Origin of the sequence: Halovivax gelatinilyticus, assembly GCF_024300625.1 — an archaeon.
In the GTDB taxonomy this organism is placed as follows: domain Archaea; phylum Halobacteriota; class Halobacteria; order Halobacteriales; family Natrialbaceae; genus Halovivax; species Halovivax gelatinilyticus.
In genome coordinates this window covers 1,172,957-1,199,458 of sequence record NZ_CP101322.1, presented here as the reverse complement: position 1 = coordinate 1,199,458, position 26,502 = coordinate 1,172,957, and the positions used below count along the sequence as shown (strand labels likewise).

34 protein-coding genes are annotated in these 26,502 nt (G+C 66.4%); 16 read left to right on the top strand and 18 right to left on the bottom strand.

Annotation, left to right across the window (positions count from 1 at the left end; genetic code table 11):
- The first annotated feature begins 20 nt into the window (after window positions 1-20).
- Window positions 21-1,307 (top strand): DUF418 domain-containing protein, encoded by a 1,287-nt coding sequence (locus NKH31_RS05895; RefSeq protein WP_254864203.1) that lies wholly within the window; start codon window positions 21-23, stop codon window positions 1,305-1,307.
- A 52-nt stretch (window positions 1,308-1,359) separates the two neighbouring features.
- On the opposite strand, the gene NKH31_RS05890 is transcribed toward NKH31_RS05895, so the two are convergent.
- The 4 genes from NKH31_RS05890 to NKH31_RS05875 form a co-directional block, all read right to left on the bottom strand.
- Window positions 1,360-2,253, bottom strand: coding sequence for a hypothetical protein (locus tag NKH31_RS05890; RefSeq protein WP_254864202.1), 894 nt, complete (start codon window positions 2,251-2,253; stop codon window positions 1,360-1,362).
- Between the two features lie 163 nt (window positions 2,254-2,416).
- A complete protein-coding gene (locus tag NKH31_RS05885; protein ID WP_254864201.1) occupies window positions 2,417-2,728 on the bottom strand; it encodes a thiamine-binding protein in 312 nt (103 codons plus the stop codon).
- A 232-nt stretch (window positions 2,729-2,960) separates the two neighbouring features.
- Window positions 2,961-3,296, bottom strand: a complete 336-nt coding sequence (locus tag NKH31_RS05880) for a hypothetical protein (protein WP_254864200.1) — start codon at window positions 3,294-3,296, stop codon at window positions 2,961-2,963.
- Window positions 3,293-3,670: a MarR family transcriptional regulator gene (locus NKH31_RS05875; protein ID WP_254864199.1), complete on the bottom strand. Its 378-nt coding sequence runs from the start codon at window positions 3,668-3,670 to the stop codon at window positions 3,293-3,295. Before NKH31_RS05875 ends, NKH31_RS05880 begins: the two co-directional genes overlap by 4 nt.
- A 327-nt stretch (window positions 3,671-3,997) precedes the next feature.
- Between NKH31_RS05875 and NKH31_RS05870 the strand changes: the two genes are divergently transcribed.
- From NKH31_RS05870 to NKH31_RS05845, 6 genes are all read left to right on the top strand, one after another.
- Window positions 3,998-4,468: a hypothetical protein gene (locus NKH31_RS05870; protein WP_254864198.1), complete on the top strand. Its 471-nt coding sequence runs from the start codon at window positions 3,998-4,000 to the stop codon at window positions 4,466-4,468.
- A gap of 295 nt (window positions 4,469-4,763) precedes the next feature.
- Entirely contained in the window at window positions 4,764-5,414 is a 651-nt protein-coding gene (locus tag NKH31_RS05865) for a helix-turn-helix domain-containing protein (protein ID WP_254864197.1), read from the top strand.
- A 63-nt stretch (window positions 5,415-5,477) separates the two neighbouring features.
- Window positions 5,478-5,957, top strand: a complete 480-nt coding sequence (locus tag NKH31_RS05860) for a hypothetical protein (RefSeq protein ID WP_254864196.1) — start codon at window positions 5,478-5,480, stop codon at window positions 5,955-5,957.
- A gap of 203 nt (window positions 5,958-6,160) precedes the next feature.
- The gene (locus NKH31_RS05855) at window positions 6,161-6,607 is read left to right on the top strand and encodes an ester cyclase (protein WP_254864195.1); all 447 of its coding nucleotides are present in this window, start codon (window positions 6,161-6,163) and stop codon (window positions 6,605-6,607) included.
- 153 nt (window positions 6,608-6,760) lie between these two features.
- Window positions 6,761-8,029 (top strand): hypothetical protein, encoded by a 1,269-nt coding sequence (locus tag NKH31_RS05850; RefSeq protein ID WP_254864194.1) that lies wholly within the window; start codon window positions 6,761-6,763, stop codon window positions 8,027-8,029.
- An 80-nt stretch (window positions 8,030-8,109) separates the two neighbouring features.
- Window positions 8,110-8,862, top strand: a complete 753-nt coding sequence (locus NKH31_RS05845) for a hypothetical protein (RefSeq protein WP_254864193.1) — start codon at window positions 8,110-8,112, stop codon at window positions 8,860-8,862.
- Window positions 8,863-8,927: 65 nt separating this feature from the next.
- Here NKH31_RS05845 and NKH31_RS05840 read toward each other — a convergent pair whose 3' ends face one another.
- From NKH31_RS05840 to NKH31_RS05820, 5 genes are all read right to left on the bottom strand, one after another.
- Entirely contained in the window at window positions 8,928-10,124 is a 1,197-nt protein-coding gene (locus NKH31_RS05840) for a M48 family metallopeptidase (RefSeq protein ID WP_254864192.1), read from the bottom strand.
- A 93-nt stretch (window positions 10,125-10,217) separates the two neighbouring features.
- Complete coding sequence (locus NKH31_RS05835) at window positions 10,218-10,478, bottom strand: hypothetical protein (RefSeq protein WP_254864191.1); 261 nt, start codon at window positions 10,476-10,478, stop codon at window positions 10,218-10,220.
- A gap of 95 nt (window positions 10,479-10,573) precedes the next feature.
- Window positions 10,574-10,756: a hypothetical protein gene (locus NKH31_RS05830; RefSeq protein WP_254864190.1), complete on the bottom strand. Its 183-nt coding sequence runs from the start codon at window positions 10,754-10,756 to the stop codon at window positions 10,574-10,576.
- 37 nt (window positions 10,757-10,793) lie between these two features.
- On the bottom strand, window positions 10,794-10,979 hold the full coding sequence (locus NKH31_RS05825) for a hypothetical protein (RefSeq protein ID WP_254864189.1): 186 nt from the start codon (window positions 10,977-10,979) through the stop codon (window positions 10,794-10,796).
- A 185-nt stretch (window positions 10,980-11,164) separates the two neighbouring features.
- A complete protein-coding gene (locus tag NKH31_RS05820) occupies window positions 11,165-12,856 on the bottom strand; it encodes a hypothetical protein (protein WP_254864188.1) in 1,692 nt (563 codons plus the stop codon).
- Between the two features lie 210 nt (window positions 12,857-13,066).
- Here NKH31_RS05820 and NKH31_RS05815 point away from each other — a divergent pair, with 210 nt between their 5' ends.
- Window positions 13,067-13,666: a GNAT family N-acetyltransferase gene (locus NKH31_RS05815; RefSeq protein WP_254864187.1), complete on the top strand. Its 600-nt coding sequence runs from the start codon at window positions 13,067-13,069 to the stop codon at window positions 13,664-13,666.
- 9 nt (window positions 13,667-13,675) lie between these two features.
- Here the strand turns inward: NKH31_RS05815 and NKH31_RS05810 are convergent, their stop codons facing one another.
- From NKH31_RS05810 to NKH31_RS05800, 3 genes are all read right to left on the bottom strand, one after another.
- Window positions 13,676-13,924: a hypothetical protein gene (locus NKH31_RS05810; protein ID WP_254864186.1), complete on the bottom strand. Its 249-nt coding sequence runs from the start codon at window positions 13,922-13,924 to the stop codon at window positions 13,676-13,678.
- Between the two features lie 88 nt (window positions 13,925-14,012).
- On the bottom strand, window positions 14,013-14,234 hold the full coding sequence (locus tag NKH31_RS05805) for a hypothetical protein (protein ID WP_254864185.1): 222 nt from the start codon (window positions 14,232-14,234) through the stop codon (window positions 14,013-14,015).
- A gap of 79 nt (window positions 14,235-14,313) precedes the next feature.
- A complete protein-coding gene (locus NKH31_RS05800; protein WP_254864184.1) occupies window positions 14,314-15,414 on the bottom strand; it encodes a putative sulfate/molybdate transporter in 1,101 nt (366 codons plus the stop codon).
- 198 nt (window positions 15,415-15,612) lie between these two features.
- Between NKH31_RS05800 and NKH31_RS05795 the strand changes: the two genes are divergently transcribed.
- On the top strand, window positions 15,613-15,852 hold the full coding sequence (locus NKH31_RS05795; protein ID WP_254864183.1) for a DUF7127 family protein: 240 nt from the start codon (window positions 15,613-15,615) through the stop codon (window positions 15,850-15,852).
- 152 nt (window positions 15,853-16,004) lie between these two features.
- On the opposite strand, the gene NKH31_RS05790 is transcribed toward NKH31_RS05795, so the two are convergent.
- The 4 genes from NKH31_RS05790 to NKH31_RS05775 are packed head-to-tail and all read right to left on the bottom strand — an operon-like array spanning window position 16,005 to window position 18,463.
- Entirely contained in the window at window positions 16,005-16,274 is a 270-nt protein-coding gene (locus NKH31_RS05790; RefSeq protein WP_254864182.1) for a hypothetical protein, read from the bottom strand.
- Window positions 16,268-16,564: a hypothetical protein gene (locus NKH31_RS05785; RefSeq protein WP_425492314.1), complete on the bottom strand. Its 297-nt coding sequence runs from the start codon at window positions 16,562-16,564 to the stop codon at window positions 16,268-16,270. Before NKH31_RS05785 ends, NKH31_RS05790 begins: the two co-directional genes overlap by 7 nt.
- Window positions 16,565-16,620: 56 nt before the next feature.
- Window positions 16,621-17,871 (bottom strand): MFS transporter, encoded by a 1,251-nt coding sequence (locus NKH31_RS05780; protein WP_254864181.1) that lies wholly within the window; start codon window positions 17,869-17,871, stop codon window positions 16,621-16,623.
- A gap of 19 nt (window positions 17,872-17,890) precedes the next feature.
- Entirely contained in the window at window positions 17,891-18,463 is a 573-nt protein-coding gene (locus NKH31_RS05775; RefSeq protein WP_254864180.1) for an NADPH-dependent FMN reductase, read from the bottom strand.
- 129 nt (window positions 18,464-18,592) lie between these two features.
- Here NKH31_RS05775 and NKH31_RS05770 point away from each other — a divergent pair, with 129 nt between their 5' ends.
- The 5 genes from NKH31_RS05770 to NKH31_RS05750 all read left to right on the top strand — a co-directional run bounded on the left by NKH31_RS05770 (window position 18,593) and on the right by NKH31_RS05750 (window position 22,689).
- Window positions 18,593-19,480: a DUF7351 domain-containing protein gene (locus tag NKH31_RS05770; RefSeq protein WP_254864179.1), complete on the top strand. Its 888-nt coding sequence runs from the start codon at window positions 18,593-18,595 to the stop codon at window positions 19,478-19,480.
- Window positions 19,481-19,709: 229 nt separating this feature from the next.
- The gene (locus tag NKH31_RS05765; protein ID WP_254864178.1) at window positions 19,710-20,009 is read left to right on the top strand and encodes a helix-turn-helix transcriptional regulator; all 300 of its coding nucleotides are present in this window, start codon (window positions 19,710-19,712) and stop codon (window positions 20,007-20,009) included.
- Between the two features lie 116 nt (window positions 20,010-20,125).
- A complete protein-coding gene (locus NKH31_RS05760; RefSeq protein WP_254864177.1) occupies window positions 20,126-20,971 on the top strand; it encodes an RNA ligase family protein in 846 nt (281 codons plus the stop codon).
- Window positions 20,972-21,014: 43 nt separating this feature from the next.
- Window positions 21,015-21,815: an endonuclease/exonuclease/phosphatase family protein gene (locus tag NKH31_RS05755; protein ID WP_254864176.1), complete on the top strand. Its 801-nt coding sequence runs from the start codon at window positions 21,015-21,017 to the stop codon at window positions 21,813-21,815.
- Window positions 21,816-21,918: 103 nt separating this feature from the next.
- Complete coding sequence (locus NKH31_RS05750) at window positions 21,919-22,689, top strand: DUF4097 family beta strand repeat-containing protein (RefSeq protein WP_254864175.1); 771 nt, start codon at window positions 21,919-21,921, stop codon at window positions 22,687-22,689.
- Window positions 22,690-22,801: 112 nt separating this feature from the next.
- Here the strand turns inward: NKH31_RS05750 and NKH31_RS05745 are convergent, their stop codons facing one another.
- Complete coding sequence (locus tag NKH31_RS05745) at window positions 22,802-23,068, bottom strand: DUF7967 family protein (RefSeq protein ID WP_254864174.1); 267 nt, start codon at window positions 23,066-23,068, stop codon at window positions 22,802-22,804.
- Between the two features lie 292 nt (window positions 23,069-23,360).
- Between NKH31_RS05745 and NKH31_RS05740 the strand changes: the two genes are divergently transcribed.
- Both NKH31_RS05740 and NKH31_RS05735 read left to right on the top strand, forming a co-directional pair.
- Window positions 23,361-23,783: a hypothetical protein gene (locus NKH31_RS05740; protein ID WP_254864173.1), complete on the top strand. Its 423-nt coding sequence runs from the start codon at window positions 23,361-23,363 to the stop codon at window positions 23,781-23,783.
- 96 nt (window positions 23,784-23,879) lie between these two features.
- Complete coding sequence (locus NKH31_RS05735) at window positions 23,880-26,018, top strand: hypothetical protein (protein WP_254864172.1); 2,139 nt, start codon at window positions 23,880-23,882, stop codon at window positions 26,016-26,018.
- A 166-nt stretch (window positions 26,019-26,184) separates the two neighbouring features.
- On the opposite strand, the gene NKH31_RS05730 is transcribed toward NKH31_RS05735, so the two are convergent.
- Window positions 26,185-26,478 carry a hypothetical protein gene (locus NKH31_RS05730; RefSeq protein ID WP_254864171.1) on the bottom strand — a complete coding sequence of 98 codons (294 nt, stop codon included), beginning with the start codon at window positions 26,476-26,478 and terminating at the stop codon, window positions 26,185-26,187.
- Between the last annotated feature and the right edge of the window lie 24 nt (window positions 26,479-26,502).

Here is a 26,502-nt window from a genome sequence, read left to right as displayed (position 1 = left end):
ACTCACCGACGCGGTGATCGATGAGCGACGACCGCCCGGGCGCCGCGGGGGCCGACGAATCGGCGGGTCAGGAGGAATCTCGAGCGGGGTCTAACCCCGACCGGTCGGACGGTCCCACGCCGCCATCCGAGCGGATCGTCGCGCTCGACGCGTTGCGCGGGTTCGCATTGCTCGGCATTCTGGTGATCAACATTCGGGTGTTCTCGATGCCCGAGCGGGTGCTCGCGAACCCGACGATCTACGGCGACTTTTCGGGCGCGAACTACTGGGCGTGGTTCGTCGGTCACGTCTTCGCCGAGGGGACGTTCATCGCGCTGTTTACCATCCTGTTCGGCGGCGGCGTGATTTTGTTTACGCGACGAGCCGACCGCGGCGGCCGGGAGCCGTTCGATCTCTACTTCTGGCGGATCGGCTGGTTGCTCGCGTTCGGCCTGGCCCACGCCTACCTGCTGTGGTACGGCGACATCCTCGTCGCCTACGCGCTATGCGGGCTCTTCGTCGTCCTCCTGAAGGACCTGACGGCGCGCGTCCTCGCGACCGTCGGCGTGCTCTTCCTGGCGGTTCCGTCGGTGATCGAGGCGCTCGCGGGGCTGTTCGCCGATCCGGCCATCGTCGCGAGCACGTGGGAGCCGTCGACCGCGTCGATCGAGGCCGAATTCGCGGCCTACCGCGGGAGCTACGTCGATCAATTCTCTCACCGAATACCGGCTGCGTTCGGCCGACAGACGTCCGGCTTTCTCGGCTACACGGCCTGGCGGGTCGGCGGGCTGATGCTACTCGGCATGGCGCTGTTCAAGTGGGGCGTCCTGACGAACGAGCGTACCACTCGCGAGTACGGTCGGCTGATCGCCGTCGGCGGCGCGGGCGGAATTGCGGTTATCCTTGCCGGCGTCTGGTACGTCGAGTCGGCTGACTGGGGGGTCGAAGCCGCACTCTTTTACCGGCAGTTCAATTACTGGGGATCGATCGCGCTCGCCGTCGCGTACGTCGGCCTCGTGATGCGCTTTTGTCGCTGGCGACCGACCGGGATGGTGTCGACGGGGCTCGCGGCGGTGGGTCGGACCGCCTTCAGCAATTACATCCTGCAGACGGTCCTCGCGACGTCGATCTTCTACGGCCACGGCCTCGGGCTGTTCGGCCACGTGACGCGCGTCGAAGCGCTCGGGATCGTCGTGGTTATCTGGGCGATTCAGATCCCGCTGTCGGTTCTCTGGCTGCACTACTTCCGGTACGGCCCGATCGAGTGGCTCTGGCGCGTGCTCACCTATCGCGAGAGACAACCGCTGCGGGTCGAACGGCGCGGATAAGTTCGAGAAATAAAACGTAGGTCGGATCGCCCGGGTCCGAATACCGATTCGATCAGGCGGACCTGGACGATTCGTCCGTCCGACCGATCGGTCTGCGCAGGATCGAGGCGTCGTTAGTGCGCGAGTACTCGGCGACGGCGACGAACGCGATCGCCCAGACCACGGCCGCGCCGCCCCAGGCGACGCCGGTCGAACCCGACTGCGTCGTGAACGCCGCAGAGAGCAGACCGTAGTAGGCGATCGGAAGCGCGGCGATCCACGCGGCCAGACGCCACCCGACGAAGCCGAGCGCGGCGACCGTCCCGTAGGCGAGCGGCGCGAGGACGAGCCCGGCCATCATCACGTAGTGGCCGTCGAGGGCGTGCGGGTCCGTCGCGCTGGTCGAGAGGCTCCACTGCGATAGCGCGAACGCGGCGAGCGGCACGGCGGCGACGGCGACCAGTGCCAGCATAGCCGGGCTGTAACTCGAGCCACGGCGAAGCAGTCCCCGCCCCGCCGGGTGGGCGACGAGCGCGACGCTCGTCACCGCCAGGAACGGGAGGACCTCCTCCGGTCGCCCGACGCCGTAGGCGAGCGTGCCGACGCTGACGACGAGGATGGTTCCGAACGCACCCCACATGGCCGCGATCCGCTTTCTCGGGCGGTAGGCCTGGCTGAACAGTCCGAGCAAGAACGCGCCGACGACCGCGGCGATTCCCATCACGTGCAGTCGGTGGATGCCGAGTTCCGCGCCGACCTCGCCCGTCCAGCCGAGGGCGAGAAGCGCCAGCAGATCCGGCAGGAACGCGACCGTCATCAGCGCGGCGAGCGCCAGCGAGAGGGAAAACGCCCCCAGCCGGACGAGTGAGCGAACCGATCGCCCCTTACGAACTCGTCCGAACCGGCTCGCCCCGTCGCGTTCGCGTGACTGCTCTCCGAAGGTGGAGTCATCGACAGTAGTTGGCATGTCAATTCACACCACTACAGAGGCTCCCAGCTGAGATAAACTTAACTCAAATGACAGAAAAGCCGGAGCGTCAGAACGACCGCCATGTTATCAAAGCACACTTCACGGGCGTGGAGCGCCGATCGGTCGACCGACTCACCTGCCCGTGTTCACGACCGGATATCTACGCCGTTCGCTTCGGTTCGCGTCCGAGCACGCTCGCGACGGATTCGACGCGATCTTCGGCGTCCTGCTCCCGGCTCCGGTGCTCGTCGACCTCGAGCGAGGTGATCACGCGGTCGCCGTCGACCGCGTCGTGGGCCGCCTTGACGGCGTCGAACACCTCGTCCACGTGGTCGGCTTCGACCACCGTGTCCGTCGCGGTCAGTTCGTACGACACGCCGAACTCCTCGAGCGCGTCTACGGCCCGTGCGATCTCCTCGGCGAGGCTCCCGTCGCGTACCGGGATGACCTCGAATCGTGCGATGACAGTCATCTCTCACCCTGTTCGAGCGGTGGTTCGGCCACCCACTCGCACCAGCCCTACTACGAGGATCGTCATAGTACCCGGGTGGTCGTGCAGTTGACCCGGTGGATACCTGCGGTCGAACCGAACGCGAATTCGGCCGAGGTGTCGATAGGGACGTCCGCCAGTGAAGCGTTTCGCCGAGACGATTCCGTCGAACTGTCTGAACCGGTACGTGTCCCAGGGGCGATGCTGTTCTTCGTTACTCGGCGTCGACGTACGAGAATAGTTCGTCCAGCGCAGCGTTCACGACGTCACTAGTGAGTCGTCCCTGTCTGAACTCGACGTAACGGCTCCTCGGTGAGTGAGTCGACCAGGGAAGAATGTAACTTTGGCGCGGCGTTTCGCCATCTATCCAGTCGTCCATCGTCAGTGGAATCGCTCCGTCGTGCCCGCTCGTCGAGAGGGCTACCGTGATGTACTGTTCGTCGCCGAACGGATGGGTTCGATTGTTTACGACAACCCACGGCCGACCGGCGTCCGGGTCGGTTTTGAACGGATCACGACACCAGATGACCGTACCACGCTCGTACGTCATCCTTCGTCTCGTTCTGCGGTACCTTCGTCGGTTGATTCTGCCGCGTGGGCGATCCACTCGCTCCGATCTTCCGACCCGAACCGCTCGTCGAGACTCGCCGTGATTCGGTGCAGTTCGGTCGCGTCGTGAAGTCGCTCCCGGTCGTCGGTGATCGCCCAGTACGATCCCCGGTGGCGGACGAGATCTTGCTCGCGGAGTCTGACCAGCACCGGCCCAATCGACCCTTGGGAGATACCGGTGCGATCGGCGATCTCACCGGCTTTCCAGGCCCGGTCGTCGTGATCGGCGAGGAACGCCAGCACCCGCTCGGCGTTCGTGGGCTCTTCCCACGCGTCTGGATCGTCCTCCTCGAACCGCTCGATATCGATCGACATGAACGAGTATACGGTACTGACACTATTGAGTGTACTGATATATTTTAAGTATTTGACGTATTATCGCCGGACGAGTGCTGTCGACCGTCTCTCGGCGGGGCTCCCGTCGCGAACGGGGATGACCTCGAATCGTGCGATGACAGTCATCTCTCACCCCGTTCGAGCGGTGCGCCCACTCGCGCCGGCCCTACCACGAGGGGCAGTATAGAACCCGGGTGGGTCGGCCGGTCGGGCCGACGAACCGTTTCCGCCTCACCCGGTCCGTGTGGACCCGTTCCCGCGATCGGTCTCCCGAAAACACCTATCGGACCGCCATAACGCTCGCGCATGCATCGACGCGCCCTCCTCGCCTCGATCGCGCTGGTACCGGCCGCCCTCGCCGGCTGCCTGGCCGATCGAACTACCGACGATCCGAACCCGACCGACGCACCTTCGGTGCCGTGTCCCACGGACGAGTTTGATCTCTCGCTGGACGCGATCGACGGGGCAGACGAGGATGCGATCACCGTGGCGGTCGAAGCGCTCGAACGCGAGGCGATCCGTGAATCGGCCGACGACGGCGCCAGCGTGAACGCCGTCACCAGGAATTTCGACCGAGACGACGGCTCCGTCCGGGTCGACACCGTGGGCGAGGCGACCTACGAGATGGACGACGACGTCGCACACGACCCGCCGGTCTACGCGGCGTACCTCCTCACCGAAGACGGCGTCTACCGGGCCGAACTGGAGTCGGATCCGGCCTCCGAGGAGCCGGTCGCCGACGTCGCTGCGGATCGATGGATCGAACAGGACTGTTGAGGGGAAATGTCTCGACCGCCAGAACACGCCCGATATGATCGTCTTTCCCCTCGCCGATCGATTCCGTCTCGTCGATGGTCCAGTCTCCTGGTCGCCTTCGCACACCTCTCTCTACCGCCGTCGATCCGCCCACCGCGATCCGATCCGTTTGTCGACTCGATCACGGTGATTTAAGCCGTGGAGCGACTGCTTCCACGTGACTTCCCAACATGTTGGCTTCGGCCCGATCCGGCTCGCGTTCGATCACCGATCAACCCGGTCCCGGTGACGTCAAGCGCCGGTCGGAGGGGTCGCCGTGATCCGCGCTCGCTTTCGAATTCGACTACCCGACGGGGTGTGGGTGCGGGAGCTTTCGGACCGATTCCCCGACGCCCGGTTCAGGCTCCTGGCCGGCTATCGCGTCGACGAGGCGGCGCTCGAACTCGGCGAGGTCGTCGCCGACGAGCCGGGCGAGATCGTCGCGGCCATGCGATCCCATCCATCGATCTCGCAGTACGAACTCCTCGAATCGACCGACGGTCGCGCCCTCGCTAAGTACGAGGCGGTCGATACGGACCTCTACGCGTTCGTCGAGTCCTCCTCGCTCCCGATCGAGTTCCCGGTCGTCGCCCAGGCCGGCTGGTTCGCGTTCGACCTGACCGGGACGCGAGCGGAGTTCGAGCAGTTAGACGAAACCCTGGAGGCCGCTCCCGTCGCCTACGAACTCGGCTCGATCGTCCACGCGGCTGCCGACGAGACGCTGGTCACCGATCGGCAGCGCGAGCTCTTAGCGGCCGCACTTCGTGCGGGTTACTACGAGGTCCCGCGAGAGTGTACGCTCGCAGAACTCGCCGATTCGGTCGGTATCGACAAGTCCTCGGCGAGCACAATTCTTCGCCGCGGCGAGGCGACGATTCTGGAGTGGTTCCTGACGGGACCGGAGCCAATCTCCCCGCGGGGTCGGTGACGAACCGATGCCACCCCAACATGTTGGCCAAACTCTCTCTGCGCTCGCTCGATCAGTACCGGTATGATCGAGAGCCTCTCCGAGGGGTGGCCGTCGCGCTCGTTCGAGCGGCGGGGATCCGACAGCGTTGACGCCCGCCTCTACGCATTGTTGGCCGTGGCTACGTCGTTCGGGATCGGACATCACGTCGATCACGTGATCCGCGGAAACCACGTCGGCTGGCCGATAACTCCGGAGATCACACCCTTCACCTACACGCTCGCGATCTACCCGCTCGTCGCGGTCGGGCTCTATCTGACGCGTTCCGGTCGGGTCGGTGCGGGCTACTGGACGATACTCTTCGGCGCTATCTTCGCCGTCGTCACCCTGGCCCACTTCGGGCCGGTGGCCGTCGAACCCCCTGCGGACGTCGTCGGTCCGTACGAGCACGCCGTCGTCGGCTACGCCGCGCTCGCCTGGCTGGTCGCGTTCGTCGCCACGTTGTTCGTCGCGACCGTCTACGCCGGCCATCGGTGGATGCTGGCACGCACCGGGGCGGTCTGAGCCGATCGATCGTTGCGCTCACGGTGACGCCGATCCGGTGTGTGCCTCCGGACCGTTCGTAGGGAACTCGTCCGTTGGGTCTCGACGGACCCGCCGAGGTGGATCGTCCTCCGTTGCGTCGGAACGTCTGCGCATCCGCCGTAGCGCACGCCTGGGATCGTTGTATGTCACACAATAGCATGTGGTCGTTCGGGTGTGTACTAATGGCCCAGTCACGACGAGAGACAGATCAGCTGAAAGACGAGATGTCTTCGCTCGCAGAACGCGTGTGGAACGACGGCGACGTCGACGCGATCGACGACCGGTTCGCACACGACTTCGTCCGGCACACGCCGGAATCGCTTCCGGACATCCACGGCCCGGAGGCGTACAAAGAGCGGGTTCGCGAGTTGCGCTCGGCGTTCCCGGACTTCGAGATCGACATCGAACGAACCGTGGCCGACGACGAGTTACTCCTGACTCACCTCACCATCAGCGGCACGCACGACGGCGAGTTCATGGGCATCGAACCGACCGGAGAGTCGATCGACGTCCCGGTGATGAGCCTGATGCGGTTAGAAGACGATCGCGTCGCCGAGGAGTGGCTGTTGAGCGACTCGATGGAGATGATGGTCCAGCTCGGCGTGGCGGCGTACCCTGACGAGGTCTGACCGGAGTCGACCAGCCCGCGGCAGGTCCCGGGCGGCGTCCGCTCGGAACCGCCGATCGTTGAGCGGTCTTCGTTCGACGACCGACCCCCCGAACCGATTCGATCATTCTCCGAATCTGAAGACTTATGGCGACTTACCTTGACCATTTAACATATGAGTCCCCGCAGACGGACCCTCCTCACCGCCCTCGGTGCCACCGTCCTCGGTCGGACCGGCGTCGCCTACTGGAATCGTCGGGCGATCCGCCGACGAGACGAGGTCAACGCGATCGAGACGGCCCTCGACGTCCCGGTCCCGACAATAGCCGATCCGGTCGAGGTCACCGACGCACACCTCGAAGCGGCCCACGAGTGGGCCAAAGCCCACGTCAGTGAGACCGACGAACTCGTCGGCACGTCTGACGACCCGGAATACAACCGCCTCGAGAACGCGAGAGCTGGACTCGACGCACATCCGCCCGCAGAGATCGGCCACGGCGACGAACGCCACGACGCGCTCAACGCCTATCGGCTCTCGGTCGCCAGTAGTGCCACCGCCCGCGGTCACTATCTTGAACCCGACTCCGGCCGCCCGAGCGACGAACTGCGAGCCGCCCACGAGTCCCTCGGCGACGAACTCGAGACCTTCGAACGCCGGTACGCCGGCGAGGCGCTCACCCAAGTCGTCGTCCAGGGTGCCCACGCGGAAGAGCGCCTCGGCGCGGCTCGGTCGAGCCACTCTCGCGCCGACGACTACCTGGCCGACGACTCGTTTTCGAACCCCGTCGCGTGGGAGACGGTCGAAACTGGCCGGTACGCGGTCCACGACGCCGACCGGTTCTTCGCGACGATCGACGGTGACGAGGACCGCACAGACGACTTTCAGAACCGGTACGAGGCCCTCGACGACCTGATCGAATCTGAAACCGCGGACCTGGAGTGGGAGTACGAGTCCGACGTCGACTCGCAGGCGTACGACCGGTGGATCGACGTCCACCTCTCGAACTCCGGCGACCTCGACGAGCCGGACGACACGGATCGCCCGGCGCGGACCGTTCGGACGAAAGCCGAACGCGCGACGGTCGCCCGCGCGCTCTCCGATCTCGACCACGTGCCCGGCTGGCGCGAACTCGCCGAGCTCGACGTCGTATTGCTCGAGTCGACGGACGATCTCGCGGACGAGAAACGAGCGGCGGTCGACTCGATCGAGGCGGCGCGCGAGACGGTCGGTTCGGATCCCCTCGGTGTGCACCTCCTCCGTGCGGTCTCCCGGCTGGTCGGGAACGCCGACACCACGCTCGATCGTCTCCGATCCGACGTTACCGAGTACGATACCGACGAGTGGCAAAACCGACTCGACCGGGCCCTCCTCAACTATCGGAGCGCCGCCGCGGAGGCGAGCGCCGTCCCGGAGATCGTCGACGTCGTTGACGACGGCGAGTGACGCGACCCGATCCGGCCACCCTGAAACGAACGTTTCACCCTGCCCAGACGTTTTTACCGTCCGAATCGTCCGTTCGGTCGATGCACCGACGCACTGTGCTCTCCGGATCGGGTGTGGCCGTTGCGTGCGCGCTTGCGGGCTGTCTCGGCAACGGCTTTACCGGCTCCGACGACGATCACGACGCTTCGACGGCCCTCGCGCCCGACGCGGTCGTCGAGGAAGATCCCAGGGTCGACGATCCGCCACACGAGATCGAGCGGCCCGAGGAGCCCGACAGTCTCGAAGACGGTGACGAGTGGGACGACGAGTACCTCGGCACGTCCATCGAGACGGACCCGTCGCTCTCGTTCGAGACGCTCCCGGTCCCCCGATGGGCGATCGTCGACACCGGATTCGGTGACGCCGACTTCGACGAGGGAGACGCCTATCGGGTGACTGCCGTCACCTCCGAGGACGAGTATCACCGCTACGTGGACGAGGACGCGATCGACGAGACGGAATACGCGGACGACCGGACGCCAGCGGACGTTCACGACGCGCTCGAGGCGGTCGACTTCAACGAGTCGTTTCTGGTGATCGTCGAGTCCGGCTTCGGTTCGGGGTCCGTCGGCCACCGGTGGTCTCGCCTCGAAGACGACGGCGAGGAACTCACCCTCCACGGCTCATACACGGACCCGTGGATGCAAACCCACGATATTACGGATCGGACCTCAGTTCTTCGAGTCGAACACCCGCCCGACGCCGTCTCGTTCGTCCGTGTGCGCCTGACCGTCTCCGGGGAGCGTCGCGTTCGGTTCAACTCGACGGAAGGCGTCGTAACGCTCGAGGAGTGATCGGCTAACGCGGTCTTATTCCGATATTCTCGCCGGCTCGATCCCCCGCACCCTCGTCGACCCGGTCAGCCTCGGCGCTCGCGTTCGATCGCCCGGAGGCGGTCGATTCGATCGTCGGTGTTGGGGTGGGTCGCGGGTCGCCATCGTCGGAGCCGTCTGACTCGCGAACGGAGTGGAACCCAGGCGTAACGCCGAACGCGCGTAGTGATCGGCCGAACGAACCTGGCACGAATCCACTCGCCGATCTGTGCACCGATTCGGTCGACGACGCTCGCGGGTCGATCCGGCTCGGGTTCGGTCGAGTCGGGGGTCAGTTCCGAACTGGGGAGCCAGGGTTCGATCCAGTGGCGCTCGTCGTCACCCGGCTGGTCCAGCCGGAGCGGTCGCGGGACGATCCCGAGCGTCGCGCTCGCGTGCAATCGCTTGTCCGTCTCCGGGCGCCCGCCGTCGTCTAGCGTCTCGAGGGCGCTCGCCAGCGCCGCCGGATCGCCGGTCAACTGGACGGCACCGTGGTCAGCGGCGTACTCCCTGGTCTTTGCGAACAGGCCGAGCGTGATCGCGTTCACCGCGAGGATGGTCCGCGAAACGGCGCTCACGAGGAGATAGAGCGTCCCGAGGACGACGATTGGGATCGCGAAGAGAACGACGCCGATCCCCGAGACCATCGCCGCCCATCCGACGACGTGGAGGACGCGTCGTATCATCCCCTCGCGCTCGAGCTGTCTGTCGCCGATCCGGACGGTGGCGGCGACCGCGCTCACTACCGCCAGGTCCCGGTTCGCGACGTGGGCGACCTCGTGGGCGAGCGCGGCGTCGAGTTCGTCGTCGGCCAACCGATCGAGCAATCCTGCGGTCACGACGATCGTCGGCTCCCGTCGCGTTCTGACCGTGAGACAGGTCGGTTCGTCGCGATCGGCGACGGCGACGGCCGGCGCGGGAACGCCCGCCTGCACGGCCAGTCGGGAGACTCGGGTCCCGACACCGCGCGGGCCATCGCTCTCGACCCGGTCCACGTCGAGCTCGGCGAGGACCGCGTTCGATCCGTAGCGAGACTGGTACGCGACGAGTCCGACCGCACCGAGCAGTATCGCGCCGACGCTCGCCCACAGACCGAATTCGACGGACTCGGACCGGCCGCTCGCCGAGACGCCTCGAACGAGCGTCCACCCCGCGGCCGCGACGACGACCGCGTTGACGGTGAGAACCAGCGCCAGCGCGCCGGCGATACGAACCTGGAGGCGGCGGTCCGGTCGTAGCACCACGTCGCCGTCTCATTCGCCGATCGACATGTGCGTTTTGACTGCCCGACAGCGGCGAACGCGCCTGCGCTGGCCGCCTTCGACGTCGTTCGTCGCTCACGTGGCCGGACTGGAGAGGTCGGCGTCGACGCGAATTTCGGTGTCGGTGATAGTAACGATATTCTCGCTCGGAATCTCGATGTCGTCGTCGCCGGCGCTAGCCCGTCCGAGACTTTGCATCCAGGCGTTGGTCAGACTCGGCTCCGGATCGACGTAGGCCACCTGCTCGATGGGGTCGACCTCCGTGACGATGCCGATCTGTTCGCCTCTGATGTCCATCAGGAACTTTCCCTCGTCGTTCGTCGAAAGCACCGACATGGCGTAGACCCACACCGCTGGGGGAGAAATAGCTGTGTCTCACCGTTCGAGAACGCGACGTGTTGACGGCGTCGCTCGTGGATACAGCCTCGACGTCACTGATCCGGCCGCTCGGACGAGTGGCCGGGGTCGCGCGGGTCAGTCGGCGAACCTGACCGCGCCGCCTCGCCCGTGATACCGCCGTTGGCCGGATGGTCCGGACACGACAGAAAGACGAACGACGGCACTGCGTCGGAGAGGCGGCGCGGAACCGTTCGGATCGGCCTCCAGCGTGACATATGGATCGGTACGGCGCCCGCGGTACTATACGTTCGGCTACTCTTCTCTCGCTTCGGCGAGGTGCTCCCAGATCTCCGTACAGCCGGCCCCCGCCTGCACGTCGCGCAGGTGCGCGTCGGGGCGACGCTCGTCCGCATTCTCGGCGGTCGCTTCCTCGTCGGGGCGTCGCGACTCGCTGTCGACGCGTCGGTCGCGTTCGTCGCCGGTCGGTTCGGTCGTCATTTCCCCTCCGGTTCGTACAGCTCCGGGGCCACGTCGGCTGACGCGTGCTGTCTCGTCTCGTTCTTGCTCATCGCATCGAGCGTTAGTCGTCGCTCCGTATAACGGCCGCTTCGGCGACAATCGTGACCGAGTATCGGGCCTCGCGGCGACATCTGTCGCGATCGGTGACGCTCTCGACGGACCGATCACTCCACGGTGACCGTCTCCGAGGCGACGATCGAGCCGTCCATCAGACCGACGGTTACCTGTTCGCCGGATTCTAACGGACGCTCGGTGCCGAACGTACGCACGCCGTCGAAGGGGATGTCGCGTGGCCGTATGTGCCTGTCTCCCGACAATTCGATACGGTCTCGCCAGTCGATTTCCGTTCCGGTATCGAGCATCGGCGCGACGGAGCCATCGGAGATTTTTCCGTCCAAGAGGTACTCCGGCGGGACGGTCATCTGAATCGTAATTTGTGTGTCTCCGCCGCGAGGGTGTGAATCGAAGGAAACGCTCAGGCCGGGGGCGTCCCTGACGTTGACGGGTTCGAAGGGTGCGTCCTCGTCGCGATGTTGGCGGTGAAACTCGTAGACGTCTCGGCCGATCGCCCGATTGAAGTCGTGACCGACGTCCTCGTAGACGTGAAACTGGGCGTTCGCTCCGGCGTCGTCGTACACCGACTCGCAGTAGGGCATTCGGTCGTTTTGCATATCCTCGCCGTAGATGTCGAGCGCGATCTCTCGCAAGGTGGCGCTCCACGCGTCGTCGTACGGGATGGTGTCGTTCTCGTCGTCTGCGCCCATGTAGATGAACTGCGGAACGGACGCCCAGGCCGCTTCGTCGAACTCGTCGCCGGTCAACTCGGCGACGTCGTCGACGCCGATTGGATACGGGAGGTCGCGATCGCCGTCGCGTTCGTGGGGCAGGATCAGCGTGCCGTTTACGCCGCCCGCCGTGACGGACCGGACCCGGTCGGGATGTAACGCCGTAAAGCGGTTGACGAACGTGCCCGACGCCGAATAGCCGTTCAGGTGGAACTCGGGCGGTGCGTCGTACCCCACGGACGCGTCGAGCGACGCGCGGAGGTGATCGACCATCTTCACCAGTTGTCGGTCGACCCGTTCGAGCGGTCCGTCGTCGATCGCCATCGTTTCCGCGTCGAGCGCGTGAACGTAGTGTTCATCACTCACCGGATCGCTCTGGGGGCGCGGGAAGACGGGCACGAGAAACGGTGCGCCGAGGTGTTCGGGGATCTCCCGGAACCAGATATTCGGGTCGAGTCTCATTTCCGCCCGCTCTCGATGAAATTCGAATCCGTCGGTCGACGTGCCGGTGTTGTTCGGTTCGACGTAGATCGGGCCACCGGATCCGATCGTGTCCGGGACGTACGCGAAGTACGGGTAGTTGAAGCCGAGGTCCGGTTCGGCCTCGACGTAGGTCACGTCGCCGACCGGCAACTCGATGAGGTCGAACAGAATTACGGTCTCGGCGTTGGCGATCACCTCGTCGTCGTGGACGAGCCGAGCCGTCACGGTTTGTGCTCGATCGAGCGGCTCGTCGAACTCGACGACGTAGTCCGTCAGCGTCTCGTCGGCTTCGAGTTCGATCGCCGGCGCCAAGGTCGCTCCCTCCGAGTCGACGATCTCTACCGTGGCGTCTACCGACGCCTCTACGGCGTCGATCTGCAACTCCGCTTCGTCTCGGTGATCGGCGAGCGAGATCGACGCCTCCGGCGGTTCCGTGTCGCCCTCGCCTTCCGATTGTCCCGGTTTCGCGTCGGGATCGTCACCGTCGTCGTCCGTCGATTCTCCGTCACCGTCGTCGTCCGCCGAATCCTCCAGAAACCCGCAACCGGCCGTCAACGCCCCGATTCCGGTGGATGCCGTGACGAGCACCGTTCGCCTGGACCGCCTCCGACTATCGTTCTTTCTATACATTCCGGGGTAATGTCTTAATGGTATTGCCTTTCCTATTTGTATCTATGCATGTTACGAATCGCCCCTCGACGTATCGGTCGACCACGGACACCGAGAGTGAGTCAAAATGCGCCTCCCGAATCTCGTTCGACCGGCACGTTAGTGTATTCGTAGCGTGACGCGCAGAATATGTTCCCCGAATCGATCGAGACGGACCGACTCCGCCTCGAACGGTTCTGTCACGAGACCGTTGACGTCTTCGAACTGTACGAGGCGTTCGCCGCCCGACACGCCGAGGGGGTGGACGAAGTGTTCGAGTATGTCCCGCAGTCGCCGTACGCGACGACGAAGGACGCGGCTGACGCGATCGACGACGCCGAGCGCCGCTGGGAGGAGGCCGAGCGAGCCGCGTACGCGGTCCGCCCGAAACCCGGCGAGGACGGGGCGGGCGAGCTGGCCGGTCTGGCGACGCTCACCTGTCAGTGGGAGCACCGAACCGGCCAACTCGGCCTCATCCTGCGAAAACCGTTCTGGGGTCGCGGCTACTCCGGCGAACGGGCGGCGGCGCTGATGGAACTCGCGTTCGAGCGACTCGATCTCGACCTCGTCACCGCCGGCTACAACGAGGGCAACGAGGCGTCGAAACGGGCGATCGAGCGCTACGTCGAGGCCCACGAGGGCCAGTACGACGGCATCCTACGCAACTGGGTGCCGATGGACGATCGGGTCGACGATCTGCACCGCTACACCGTGAGCCGGGAGCAGTACGACGCGGCCGCCGATCGGTGATCAGGTCGGTCAGGCGTCGACCTCGTCGCGTTCGTCTGCCGGCGGACGGACATCGACGTGGTGGACGGCCGACGGCGAGAGCAACCGGCCGGTGTCGAGTTCGATCCAGCCGTTCGCGAGTATTCGAAGGCCTCCTTCGTGTAACACCGTCTCCGACTCGACGTCGCCGTAGACGACGGCGTCCTCGACGGTTCGAACGATCAGGTCCGTCGGATCGTACTCGGAGCGGTCGATGGCCGGATCCGTCGAAATAACCATGGTTTCACGTCGACGGGCAGACAAAAATTGGCTTCGGTTTCGAGAGGTCGACCGACGCCACGCCGTCCGTTCGTCGCCGTCGATGCACTCACTCGCGACCGAACGCGCCGTAGACGTTGATCGCGAGGACCACCAGGACGACCCAGCCGACGAACGTCAGTGCGAGGCCGAGTCCCTGCGCGGCGTACGCTTCGCTCCCGGCGCCCTCGGAGATTCCCCGGATCGTCCAGTAGACGCCGGTGGCGACGAAGAGCGTCGCCGCGGTTCCGGCGCCGGCCAGCTTCGCGATGGTCGCGACGAGTCCGTCCATGTGAGGAACTCCTCCCGATCGACGTAGATTCTTTCGATCCCACGACCTCGTTCACCGAAGTGGCAGGTGCGAGATAGCGCTACACGCCGCGTCGCGACCGCCTGACGAGCAAGTACACGACCACGCCGGCGAGGAAGGCGACGCCGAGGTTGACGAGCAGCGAGGCGATTCCGATCGCCACCGAGAGCCAGAGCATCGACGACTGCATCACGCTCGTTCCGAGCGAGATCCCGACGAGTACCAGCAACACGCCGAGCATCGCCAGCGGGAAGGCGGCGACGAGCGCGCCGGTGAGCACGAACGCGCCGGCGAGGTAGCCGATGCCGGCGACGACGTTCGCCCCGCCGGTCCGGGCGCCGAAGGCGTGCTTGCCGGCGACGCCGTCGCAGCCGTGACACATCGGAATCCCGCCGGCGGGGATGGCGAGCAGATTGGTCGTCCCCATGCTCACCGACAGCGCGTCCGGCGAGACCTCTGCGTCGAACCGGTCTGCGAACAGCAGCGACGTCGCGAGCGCGGCGTTGCCCACCGTCATCGCGAGTTGGGCGAGCGTCCCCTCCAGGGTCGCGCGGGTGACCGCCTCGCCGTAGGCGGGCGTCGGCGGTTGGCCGGGCCACTGAGGCGTCGGCAGTCCCGTCGACCAGAGCGCGATCGCGAACGCGACCGCCAGCACGACCAGCCCGCTCGCCTCCCGGGCGCCGAGGGCGACGAACGCGAGGACGATCGCCGCGCTCGCGGCGGCCAGCCAGAGCTCGGAGATCGCGAGATCCACGCCCGTCTCGATCAGCAGCAAGCCGACGGCGAACTGCACGCCGCGAACGACGGGCTCGCCGATCCAGCGTTCGACCGCCGCGAGCACGCCCGCAGCGCCGACGGCGAGCAACACCGCGCCGAGGATCAGCCCGGCAAGCGCCAGCTCGGCGTACGTGAGCGCGCCGGCGATCGCCAATGCGGCCAGCGCCTTCATCGGTTCGACCGAGACCGGAAGCCCGTAGACCACGCCCCAGACGAGCTGAAACGCGCCGAACGCGAGCAGGACGTGCGGAAGGGAGATCTCCGTCAGAAGCGCGAGCCCGATCACCAGCGGCAGGACCGTAATCGTATCTCCTATCGCGCCGGTGAAGGCGCCAGCGGAGAACTCGAGGCCACGTCGGTTCTCGGACCCGGTCGAAACCGCCATTTAAGACCGGTATGCCGGGCCCACACTTCAGGGTGTTCAGAAACCGCTCGCGGCTACGCCGACCGTTCGGCGAAACGCATTCTGGTTACGATTGTCGAATCGAACCGGTCTCTCACGGGTGGGGCGTCACGTACCGGTACATCCCACACTGTCCTCTGCCGGCCAGCCCCTTACACGTGCTCGCCCCCAATTACATGTATGAACGTTCCACAACCGCTCCAGGATGCGACCGAGCGCGGCATCGTCGTCCGCGTGAACGAGTACGACGACGGAAGCGTGATCGCCGTCGACCTCGGCGCGTCGGCTGGCGAGATCGCCGTCGACGTCGTCGACGAAACCGCCATCGTCGTCGCGGGTGAGCAACAGTTCGAGTTCGACGTACCGCCCGAAGCGAACCTCGTCACCGAGAACAACGGCGTGTTGACGATCGCGGAGTGATCGCCGTCGAACGACTGCCGAACTGCGTACGAAACGACCACAGAATCGCCCGTTGACCGACCACTGAACGCTTTCGAAACGACCGCCGAACCGCTTTCCGCACGACCGCGGAACCGCTTTCTGAATGACTGTCGAATAGAACGGGCCGGTGCTCAGGATTCGATTTTCTCGACGATCTCGCGGGCCTGCTCCATCGCTTTTTCTTCGCCGGCGTGCTCGTCGATCAGCACGCTCGTCACCTCCCAGTCGTCACCGCCCTCGACCCGGCCGGTCCGGACCTGACTCCCGTCGGAGACCGACCGAGCGGGCTCGTCGGCCCAGTCGGGCGTGCGGATCTCGTCGTAGCGGTCCGGGTCGCGAAACCGCACGTGGACGTACTCGTCTTCGGTTTCGACCGTCTCGACGTCGGATACGCTCACCATAGAGCCGGCCGACGGCGAGTGTCGTCAAACCGGTCGCCCCTGAGAGTGCAACCACCGGCCGGACGATACACCCACTCGATTCGGCCCATTTTGCGGTCCGCGCGGCGGAACGCGAACCAGAAGACGATCAGCACCGCGACGAACGCGACCGTGATGGCGATCCGGAGGAGGTACTCCTCGGTCCCCGTCGCCTCGGCGTGGACGAGCCCGGCGGCCCAACCGCTGCCGACGACGGCGAACGCGGTCGCGACGACGAGCATGATCAGCAGGCGGTCGGTGGGGACGTTCATCGTCGACAGTTCGACGTGAGCGCGGATAACTGGCTGACCTGCATTGTGTCGCCCGCTCACTCGGCTCGCGGCCCGGAGCCGGCGGTTCGGTGTGGCTCCGCCGGCCGAACGGGCGTCGCGGCGACCCAGAGAGTTGCGATGGCGATCGACAATCCGACGCCCGCGACGAGAAGCAGCGTGACGGCGCCGGTCCGCACGGCGACGAGCCCGCCGGCGAACTGAGAGACGGCACCGGCGAGAGCGGTCGCCATCGAGATCCCCGACAGGGCCGTCGCCCGCCCGTCGGCGTCGAAGCGGTCGTTCACGTACTGGTTCTGGATCGGTCGCGTCAGCGATTGGGCCGTCCGGGTGAGAAAGAAGACGACGATCACCAGCTGGGGAACCAGCCAGATCGACGCGTAGGCGACGCCGACGATCGGAATCTGCACGCCGAAGACGGCTCGCGGGCCGAACCGATCCGCGACCGCTCCCGAGGCGTACGCCCCGCACGCCGAAACCAGCTTGAACGCGGCGTACATGAGCCCGATCGCAGTCACGGAAACGCCGACCTCGGACGCGGCCGGTTGCTCGAACGCGCGAGTGACCTCGAACAGCGCGTAGAAGAGGGCGAGGTAGCCGACGAACCAGCGAACGTCCGGCCGACTCAACTGCGCGACGAGCGACCCGGCCGCCGCGTCGACCGAGAACGACCCCGTCGACGTCGTCGCCGGCAACGACAACAGAACGGGGATCCCGAGCGCCGTCAGGACGGCGTTGCCGACGAACGGAAGCGCCGGATCGATCGCGAACAGGACGCCCGCGAGCGCGGCGGCGCCGGCCGACCCGAGCAGCTCGACGGTGGCCCCGCGGCCGTCGATTCTCGCGTACGACGCGGCCGCGTCGCGCTCGTCCAGGGCCTCGTACAGCCAGGCCTCGCCCGCCCCCGTCCGACAGGCCCAGCCGAACGCCCACGCGACGAAGAGTGCGGTGAACGTCGATACCGAGCCGGCGAGCGGGTAGCAGGCCATCGCGAGCGAGACGACGACGCAGCCGATGACGAGCGTGGTTCGGTGGCCGAGACGGTCGCTCAGGTACCCGCTCGGCAACTGGAACGCGACCAGCGCGACGAGAAACGCGCCCTGGGTGAACCCGACCGCGTCGAGCCCGAGCCCGCGCTCCTGGAGGTAGAGGATGCCGACGGGGACGAACAGGCCGTTGTTCCGCGTCAGGCAGTAGGCGTAGTAGCGGTAGCGAAACGGCGGCGGGTCGACGGTTCGCGGGGAACCGTTCGTATCCGAACGCGCCGCTCTCGGTGGGCTCTCTTCCATTCGAGTGGATCGCCGTCGGTCAGACGGCGTCGACCGCCTCGTTCGTCGCGGTCGTCTTCTCGCTCACGTCGGCGTATCGTGCGACGGATCGTCCGAGATCGACCAGTCGCGCTTCGAGCGACGCGTCTCGGAACTGCCCGTCGTCGAGCGCGGAACCGGCGTTCGGGACGCAGACGCCCCGAGGGACGGGCCGGGCGTCGAGTGAGAGGCTGATCTCCCGCAGGTGTGAGAGGGTCGGTTTGGGAAATCGGCCGCCGGCGACGACGGCGAGTCCGACCGGCTTCCCCTCGAACTCCGCCCGGGAGCAGTAGTCGAGCGCGGTCTTGAGCGGCGAGGCGACCGAACCGTGATAGACCGGCGACCCGAGGACGATCGCGTCCGCCTCGTCGATGGCTCCGCGGAGTGCAATCGCGTCGCCCGCGTCGGCTTCGTCCGCATCGAACGGCGGTAGGTCGTACGTCCGGAGGTCGAGCAGGGACGTCCGGCCGCCCACCTCGGCGGCGCCGTCGAGTGCCGTTCGAACGCTGATTCGGGTGACGCTCTCTGCCGCCAGGCTCCCGCAGAGCCCGACGACGTGTACTGATCCGGTCATATTCGAATGCAGGGTCGGGTGGACCATATACGCTCCCGGCACTCTATTTTTGTAGGATATGGCACAGTAATTCGCGATCGACCGGCCCGGACCGGTCGATTTAGGCGGTTCGGCCCGAGAGATCGAACGATGACGCGGGACCGTGAGGGACGCGCCGATCGCGAGGACGCGATCACCGCCTTCGAGATCGTCGGCAACGAGATCCGCGCGCGGATCCTCTACGCGCTCGGGTCGAGCCGAGACGGGACGGAACCACCGCCTGTCGTCCCGTTCTCGGAGCTTCGCCGGGCGACCGACGGCGACGTCGACAGCAGCAAGTTCAACTACCACTTACAGCGCCTCGTCGGCCGATACGTCGAGCGGACCGACGAGGGCTACCGGATGCGACCGGCGGGAATGTTGCTCTACCGAACGATACGGGCGGGGACGATCACCCGCGACCTCTCGCCGCGCTCGATCGACACCGGAATCGGGTGCTACCGGTGTGACGGGACGATCGTCGCCGACTCGAGCTACGGCGAGTTCTGGCTGACCTGCGACGCGTGCGATCACTTCTACGACATGGTGATGGTTCCGCCCGGCGCGGTCGGTCGCGGCGACGACCCCGACCTGCTCGCTCGCCTGGACGCGAGAAACCGCCACGAGCGCTTCGCGTTCGGGCGCGGCAGCTGCCCGCTCTGTGCGAACCGGGTGACGCCGTCTATTCGTGACGTCGACGTCTATCCCTACACGGACACGGAGCTCATCGACCACCACGTCCACTGGGCCTGCGACCACTGCGGGCACCGGTCCTACGCGTCGGTCGGCATGACGGTGATCGACCGCCCACCCGTCGTCTCGTTCTTCGCCGACCGCGGCGTCGACCTCGCGGCGGCGCCCGTCTGGACGCGCGAGTTCGCGATGACGGACCGATCGGTCGAGCGACTGGCGGATGGACTCTCGCTCACCCTCACGTGTGGGGGTGACTCGATGGAACTGTTCGTCGACGAGCGACTGTCAGTGTCCGTGCGCGACTGAGCGGTCGCCCCGTCCGAACTCGTTCGACTGGAACGCCTTGATCGACCCGACCTGCCGATCGACTCACCCGTCCACCAGCCCGACCCGTCGACCGACCCACTCCGTCTACCACCCCGGAACGGAACCAGTCAGCCGAATCGCGATTGAACTGAGTGGGCTCTCGAACCGACCATTTCTCACTGATAGTAAATTCAATAAATTTATCTCCCGTCCGATATACACTCCACTCATGTACGACCTGACCGGATTTCAGCGCGACCTCCTCTATATCACCGCCGGATTACACGAACCTCACGGCCTCGCGATCAAGGACGAACTCGAGTCCTACTACGAATCCGAAGTCCAGCACGGCCACCTCTATCCCAACCTCGACACCCTCGTCGAGAAGGGCCTCCTGAAGAAGGGGTCGAAGGACAAGCGGACCAACGTCTACACCGTGACCAGTCGGGGTCGGCGCGAGATCGAATCCCGTCGCGACTGGGAGGAGTCCTTTCTGGACGACACGCTCGAACTCGGCGTCGAACACTGAGCCGCTCTCCGCTGCTGTGAGGTGCCTCGTCCCCGGACCGATACCGTTGAGTGGTCCCCCCTCGAACGGGTGATCCGAACGGAGCGGTCCGCGGTCGCCGGCCCGTTCGATTTCCCGTGCACCGATACCCGCCGATCCCTCGCGCCGAGTCCGCCCCCGCGGAGCTGTTCGAGTCGGGCCACCTCTGGCTCTTCGAGATGGTAGACGGCGTTCACCTACGCTTTCAGGTCGGCTCGTCGGGACTGCTCCGCTTTGGCGACCGTTCGACCGTCTTCGACGACGCGGACGACGTTCCCCTCCCGCTCGCCCACGCCGTCCGCCACGTTCGGCGAGCGTTCGACCGCGACGCCCTTCGACGGGCCGTCGACGACGTCACGGCCCTGACGTTCTTCGCCGAGGCGACCACCCGCCAGGCGATCGCCTACGACTGGGAGCGCCTCCCGCCGGTGCTCGGTTTCGACGTCTGGTCGGCCGAGACGGAGCGCTTTCTCCCGCCCGACGCCACCGAGCAGGTGTTCGATCGGCTGGGACTGACGCCGGTCACGGTCGTCGAGCGCGAGGTCAGAGCCCGGGACTTCGATCCCTCGTCGTACGAAATTCCTGCCTCCGCGTGGTACGACGGCCCCGCCGCGGGCGTCGTCGTTCGGAACAAGCGCGGCGGCCGGGCGAAGATCCTCCACCCCGCGTTCGAGACCGAGGCGGAACCCGAGCCGTTCGACGCCGACGCCGAGACGCTCGCGAAGAGGTTTGCGACCGACGATCGGTTCGAGAAACTGGCGCGGTCGATCGAGGCGGAGGGACGCGTTGTCGACGTCGACGCGCTCGTTGGACGCACGATGGAGGCCGTCGCCCGCGAGGAACACGCGCGGCTGTTCCACGGCGCGGCGTCGGTCGATCTCTCGGCGTTTCGCGCCGAGGTAGCCGCACTGGCCGGGACGTATCTGGCCGATCGGCATCGGTGAGAGCCCGTGTCGGTTTCACCGTCTGTAGCGAGCCAGCAGAGTGATGACCTCGGCGTCCGTATCCCTGCTGGTGCGAATTCTCGCGTGTAACCTGGGGTACCTGCTCAGACGCCGCGAGTCGGTCGGCGGCTACGCCCCGGCGATTCCGGGTGCGCTGATCGGCGACGAGTCGCTCGAACGCCGATCGACGGCTCGATTTCTCGACCTCGCCGCCAGCGAGCGCCCCGACGTGATCTCGCTGGTCGAAGTCGACCGCGGCTCGGTCCGAACGGCGACCGACGGGCAGGTCGATCGATTGTGCGAGGCGCTCTCCGAGCGCGGCATCGAGTACGAGGGGGCGGGCTACAACAAGTACGGCGACGACCGCCTCGTCGGCCGACTGCCGATCTACCGCAACCTGGCCAACGGCGTGCTCCACCGCGAGGACTGTACCGTCGTCCCGCGGTACCTGTCCAGCGGGTTGAAGCGGCTCGTCCTCGACGTTCGCGTCGGCGCGTCGCTGCGGCTGTTCGTCGTCCACCTCTCGCTGGGCTCGCGGTGTCGGGCCAACCAGCTCGCCGAACTCGCCGACCTGGTCGAGTCGGTCGACGAACCGGCGATCGTCGCCGGCGACTTCAACGTCTTCGACGGCGTCTCGGAACTCTCGCCGCTTACAGACCGCGCCGGGCTCTCGCTGTACGCGCCGGGCGAGACCGTAGACGAGCGCCCGCTCGACGACCTCGTGGTCTCGAATCGCCACCTCGATCTCTTCTGCTGTTCGCCCGAACTGGCCGTCGAGCGGTGTGCCGTCCTCGACGGCGGCTTCTCCGACCACCGGCCAGTCGTGCTCGACGTCGAAGCGTGAGGCGACATCGAGTTGGTGTCGTCGGGGTCGAATGTCATACCACTTTCCCAACAGAACGGCCCTTCTGGAATCACTTACGGGCTCGGCAGGCGAGTAACTGCGTATGACCGCACTACAGACCGCCGTGAACTCGCTCGTCAGGACGCTCGTTTCGACCGCTGACGCCGACCGCGTTCGGCGAACCGGAACTCGAACGTTCGACCGACCGGCCTCGATCGGCGTCCGAACCGAAAACGGTTCGCTCTCGATCACCGGCACCGATCGCGAGGACGTCCTCCTGCGGTACACGAAGCGCGGCCCCTCCGAGGACGCCCTCGACCGCGTCTCGATCGAGACGGCGGTGACAGCCGACGACGAGCGCCGGATCGGCGTCTCGCAGCCGAAGGGTGAGTCCGTCTCGGTCGATCTCGAACTCGCGGTGCCGCGGTCGCTCGCGGTGGCCGAGGCGCGAACGAAAAACGGCTCGATCGAGCTCAGGGGGACCGCCGGCGAGCCGGACATCGAGACGGTAAACGGGTCGATCGACGTCGCCGACCACGACGGGTACGTCGACGTCCGGAGCGAGAACGGCGCGATCGAACTCCGTGAAACCGGCGTCGATCGCGCGGAAACCGGAAACGGCCGGCTCTCGATCGACCTCGACGCGATTCGGGGACCGACCGAGATCCGCGCGCAGGTGGGCGAGATCGACGTGGCGCTGGGTTCGATCGACGCCGACGTCGCGCTCGAGACGAACATCGGCTCGATCGAGGCGCCAGTCCTCGAGAAGCGGTCGGCTGGTTTCGGTCAAACGGTCGTCGAAGGGACGGTCGGTGACGGCGGCGAGCGACTCGACATCTCGGCGTCGGTCGGTTCGATTCGGCTGGATCGATAGACCGGGCGGGAGCGCTCTTCGTTGCCCAGTGCGGTTGCACTCCTTCGACCGCAAGATTGGTAGCGTCGTCGGGGCCGCAGCTCACGAGATCGGTTCGTCGGGGGAGCACCGATCACACCGAGTCGTCGGGAGCGTGGCGCTCGGCCATCCGGGCGGCCTCGTCGGCGTATCGCTCGCGGGTTTCCGGCTCGTCGACTGACGCGAGATCGTCGGGAGAGACGCCCCTGGCCGCGGTCACGGTTCCGATCGCCTGCGAGGCCACCTCTCTTCGGTAGACGCGATCGCCGTCCGGCGTCGCGTACCTGAGGACGATGAGGTCGCGATCGGTGTAGCCGCGATCGACCAGCCAGACCCGAACCTCGTCGGACTTCGAAGTCATACGTTCACGAACGAGACGGACGTGTGTATGGGTTGGCCCCGACGCTCGAAGCCTGATCGCGACGGCTGGGCCTCGGTCGGTGGCGCGGACGTGAACCGCCAACCGGCGACCGATCGGGACACGGCGGCCCGGTCGAGACGCCGTAACGGCGGTCCGGCACGGCCTCGAACCGTTCTCGGCGGCCGAGGGCCAGGAGGCGTACTCGGCCGATGCGACGACGGGTTCGGCCGCTCGGTAGTGGCACGGACCAGAATCGAATCTCTGGTACCCCGGACACCCGTGGTTCGGACGTGTGGGACGTCAGTACCGGGGCAGTGAAACGCTGAACGACCGCGTACAAGGGTGTGAAACTTGCACTACCCGGGCTGTGGCGATCGGTCGAACGGGGATCGAGGCCGCGCGGACCGACACCTCAGGAGACGCGATACGAGTTGAGTCGACGGACTCACCGCGTCGTCCGCCAGGACCGACCGACGACGAGACGAGCACGACGGACGCTGAGAACGCCGCGAGCGCCGTCTTGCTCGGCAGGAACCTCGGTCTTGCCGGTGATCGATCGACGAACACCGGGAAACAGCGTGTCGACCCCCGGCTGTGCGGACAGCTGCCAATCACGGCGGCGACCGTCTCCGGCGACTATGCCGAATTCTACAACGTCATGGTGGCGACGATTCCGCTCGCCGTCACGAGTGGTTACAATTCACTGCTCGATTGAAAGGCAGCTGCTGATCGCTGTTTCGGGTGGCCGTATCGGAGTCCGTTCAAACGCAGCCATACCACCTATATCCCTCCGCGCGCTTCGTTCCGACGAATGCACGACGGGGACGGTGATCGTGGGCGGGTGTCGATCACGCGCACCGACTCGACAATCCGCGTCCGGGACGAAATCGAGAGCGCGACGGTTGACGTCGTCGCGGACCGCGAATCGTCGCTCGTGTCCGCGACGACGGCGCTGTTTCCTGTCCCGGTCGACGCCGCGGTGCGCACGACGGCGAAGCGGCTGTCGATTCCACAGGCCTATTGTACCGCCGCCTGGGACGACCGCGGCGAGCAGGTCGGCGGCATCCACGACGAATCGGTCTCGCTCCCGTCAGGGACGTACGTCCTCTCGCTCACGGGGGCGACGATGGTGTACGTCCGGGTCGAGGGGACGCCGGTCGAGTACGAGTACGCCTTCGAGAACGAGCGCGACCGCGCCGCGACGATCGAATTTCCCGAGCCCGTCTCGGTCGTGATCGGCGCGCGTTCGTTACACACGCGCCCCGAGGCGACCGTCACGATACCGGACGACGCGGGCGCACTGCTCGATGTGCTTCCGTACCTGGCGTCGTCGATTCACGAGTGTACGTCCGAGCGAACGTGGCCGACCATCCGCGGACACCCCCCGGAACTCCGCGTCGGCGAGCACCTCGACGTCCCGTTCGGCCTGTCGAAGCCCGAGACGGGGGTGACGATCAGCGTGCCAGAGCGGTTCCCCGACGCCTACCGCATCGCGCCGCTTTCGTTCTACCTCGGGGCGACGGTCGAGGCCGGCGACGAAGCGGCGATCCACCTCGAGAACGGCTACACCCACCCGCTGGGCGAATCTGGGTCGGAACTCGAGGCGAGCGTCGCCGACGTGCTGGGACGATGTTTTCTCCTCGATACGCTCGTGCGCACCGCCGGGACGGTCTCGCACGACCCGTCGGCCTACGGCGAGCTGGCGGGCGAGCTGTCGTTCTATCCGCCGAACCTGTACGGCGAATCGCTCTCGACGCAGCTCGTCGAGTACCTCGAGGTGTCGAGCGAGGTGGTCGAGCGCCACCTCCCGCGGTGGCCGCTCTCGGCGGTCGTGCGACCGACGTCGGCGGACGCCCCGCTGTTGCCGTCGATCCTCCACCGGCTGGGACGGGTTCGTGTCACCGACACGCCGACGAGTTCGACGCGGGACCGTCCCGACGCCGAGAGCGTCAATGGCAGCGGCACCCGAACCGGGTCGCCGGATCGAGCGATCGGGAACCTAGACGCCGATCCGCTCGTCCGAGCGTACAGCCACGGTTCGGATGGCCCGCTGCTGTGTCCGGCGGCGTTCGAGAACGCGCTGTCGTACGCGGCGCCGTCTCCTGATGCGGCACGATTGACGTTCGCAACCGACGACCCCGACCGTGCGGCGTGGTTTCGCGACCGGTTCGACCGACACGAGCGCTTTCGCGGCCCGGTTTCCGTCCTCGAGTCGCCGACGGTCGAGGAATTCGAGCGGACGCTCTCGGAGCCGGCGGCGCTGTTTTTCTGCGAACTGCCGTGGTCAGAGGGCGTATTAGCGTGCGCCGACGGCTCGATCGACCTTCGGGCGGTCGACGGAGTCGACGCGGGCGCGATCGTCCTGGCGGGGCGGGACGACGCGCTCTCCGAGGCGGCGAGGGCGCTCGTTCGCGCGGGCGCACTCGGGGTGGTCGGCGCGACGGATCGATCGGCGGCGGCGGTGAACTCGTTCGCGTCGCTGCTCGCGCTGTCGTACCCGCTGGTCGAGTGCGCTCGGCTCTCCGGGCTCGCCGACCGTCGATCGCCGCGGGTGATCGGCCACCCGCTCGCGTGTCCGGTGAGCGCCGGGGGAAGCGTCAAAAACTACTATCGCATCGACTCGGTCGGACTCGACGAACACGAGTTTCGCTACGTGACGTCGTTTCCGGACGACCACCGCCTGGGATCGGTCGCTCGAACGTGCGACGACCGCGAATCTTCGCTCTCTGGAATCCAGCAACTCCTCTCCGACCGCGTCGTCCTGTTCGGACGAACCCTCCGCGCGCCGGGGACCGCCTCCACCGACGAACTGGTCGACCTGTTGTGCCCCGCCGACCCCGTTCTCCTGAACGGTCGGCCACTGACGATCGATCGGACCGTGACGGCCGAGGACGTTCGGGAGTCCGCCCGCGAGCGCCTCAGGCACGTCTCGGAACCCGATACGCGGTGAGCCCGCGCTTCGGTCGCGTTCGTGTCGATCGACGCAATCGAGTGAATCGGATTCGGCGGCTGGTCGAACACGCGTTTCGCGCTCGACTCCCACCCGGCGTTCAATCGTGTACCCGTCGAGCATCCCGTGCGTGATTCCAGTCCGTCTATACCCCGTGCGGCCCGCGTCAGCGTCGCGTCCCTGGTGATCGTTCAGACGGCGTCCGTCGGGTTGGCGTCTCCGGTTTGGATCGAACGCCCGGTTGTCCGGGGACGTCCGTCGGCGCTTCGGTCGTTCGGGCCGGATCGGCCGACCGTTCGATCTCGAGCAACCCGATCGCGGCCAGGCAGTCGGGACAGACGAACCGCTCGACGTCGCGGTAGTTGTCGGCGACCGCGCCGCGGTGCTCCGTCGTGAGGCGAATCCAGTGGCAACCGTCGAGCGAGTCGTTACACCGGTAACAGAACGGGTTGTCGGTCATCGACGATCCTCCGCCCGTGCCGGT

Bases quoted from the DNA above. Each gene is read 5' to 3' on its own strand.
- NKH31_RS05895 (WP_254864203.1), top strand. From the start codon at position 21: ATGAGCGACGACCGCCCGGGCGCCGCGGGGGCCGACGAATCGGCGGGT.
- NKH31_RS05890 (WP_254864202.1), bottom strand. From the start codon at position 2,253: ATGCCAACTACTGTCGATGACTCCACCTTCGGAGAGCAGTCACGCGAA.
- NKH31_RS05885 (WP_254864201.1), bottom strand. From the start codon at position 2,728: ATGACTGTCATCGCACGATTCGAGGTCATCCCGGTACGCGACGGGAGC.
- NKH31_RS05880 (WP_254864200.1), bottom strand. From the start codon at position 3,296: ATGACGTACGAGCGTGGTACGGTCATCTGGTGTCGTGATCCGTTCAAA.
- NKH31_RS05875 (WP_254864199.1), bottom strand. From the start codon at position 3,670: ATGTCGATCGATATCGAGCGGTTCGAGGAGGACGATCCAGACGCGTGG.
- NKH31_RS05870 (WP_254864198.1), top strand. From the start codon at position 3,998: ATGCATCGACGCGCCCTCCTCGCCTCGATCGCGCTGGTACCGGCCGCC.
- NKH31_RS05860 (WP_254864196.1), top strand. From the start codon at position 5,478: ATGATCGAGAGCCTCTCCGAGGGGTGGCCGTCGCGCTCGTTCGAGCGG.
- NKH31_RS05855 (WP_254864195.1), top strand. From the start codon at position 6,161: ATGGCCCAGTCACGACGAGAGACAGATCAGCTGAAAGACGAGATGTCT.
- NKH31_RS05850 (WP_254864194.1), top strand. From the start codon at position 6,761: ATGAGTCCCCGCAGACGGACCCTCCTCACCGCCCTCGGTGCCACCGTC.
- NKH31_RS05845 (WP_254864193.1), top strand. From the start codon at position 8,110: ATGCACCGACGCACTGTGCTCTCCGGATCGGGTGTGGCCGTTGCGTGC.
- NKH31_RS05835 (WP_254864191.1), bottom strand. From the start codon at position 10,478: ATGTCGGTGCTTTCGACGAACGACGAGGGAAAGTTCCTGATGGACATC.
- NKH31_RS05830 (WP_254864190.1), bottom strand. From the start codon at position 10,756: ATGTCACGCTGGAGGCCGATCCGAACGGTTCCGCGCCGCCTCTCCGAC.
- NKH31_RS05825 (WP_254864189.1), bottom strand. From the start codon at position 10,979: ATGACGACCGAACCGACCGGCGACGAACGCGACCGACGCGTCGACAGC.
- NKH31_RS05815 (WP_254864187.1), top strand. From the start codon at position 13,067: ATGTTCCCCGAATCGATCGAGACGGACCGACTCCGCCTCGAACGGTTC.
- NKH31_RS05810 (WP_254864186.1), bottom strand. From the start codon at position 13,924: ATGGTTATTTCGACGGATCCGGCCATCGACCGCTCCGAGTACGATCCG.
- NKH31_RS05805 (WP_254864185.1), bottom strand. From the start codon at position 14,234: ATGGACGGACTCGTCGCGACCATCGCGAAGCTGGCCGGCGCCGGAACC.
- NKH31_RS05800 (WP_254864184.1), bottom strand. From the start codon at position 15,414: ATGGCGGTTTCGACCGGGTCCGAGAACCGACGTGGCCTCGAGTTCTCC.
- NKH31_RS05795 (WP_254864183.1), top strand. From the start codon at position 15,613: ATGAACGTTCCACAACCGCTCCAGGATGCGACCGAGCGCGGCATCGTC.
- NKH31_RS05790 (WP_254864182.1), bottom strand. From the start codon at position 16,274: ATGGTGAGCGTATCCGACGTCGAGACGGTCGAAACCGAAGACGAGTAC.
- NKH31_RS05785 (WP_425492314.1), bottom strand. From the start codon at position 16,564: ATGAACGTCCCCACCGACCGCCTGCTGATCATGCTCGTCGTCGCGACC.
- NKH31_RS05780 (WP_254864181.1), bottom strand. From the start codon at position 17,871: ATGGAAGAGAGCCCACCGAGAGCGGCGCGTTCGGATACGAACGGTTCC.
- NKH31_RS05775 (WP_254864180.1), bottom strand. From the start codon at position 18,463: ATGACCGGATCAGTACACGTCGTCGGGCTCTGCGGGAGCCTGGCGGCA.
- NKH31_RS05770 (WP_254864179.1), top strand. From the start codon at position 18,593: ATGACGCGGGACCGTGAGGGACGCGCCGATCGCGAGGACGCGATCACC.
- NKH31_RS05765 (WP_254864178.1), top strand. From the start codon at position 19,710: ATGTACGACCTGACCGGATTTCAGCGCGACCTCCTCTATATCACCGCC.
- NKH31_RS05755 (WP_254864176.1), top strand. From the start codon at position 21,015: ATGACCTCGGCGTCCGTATCCCTGCTGGTGCGAATTCTCGCGTGTAAC.
- NKH31_RS05750 (WP_254864175.1), top strand. From the start codon at position 21,919: ATGACCGCACTACAGACCGCCGTGAACTCGCTCGTCAGGACGCTCGTT.
- NKH31_RS05745 (WP_254864174.1), bottom strand. From the start codon at position 23,068: ATGACTTCGAAGTCCGACGAGGTTCGGGTCTGGCTGGTCGATCGCGGC.
- NKH31_RS05735 (WP_254864172.1), top strand. From the start codon at position 23,880: ATGCACGACGGGGACGGTGATCGTGGGCGGGTGTCGATCACGCGCACC.
- NKH31_RS05730 (WP_254864171.1), bottom strand. From the start codon at position 26,478: ATGACCGACAACCCGTTCTGTTACCGGTGTAACGACTCGCTCGACGGT.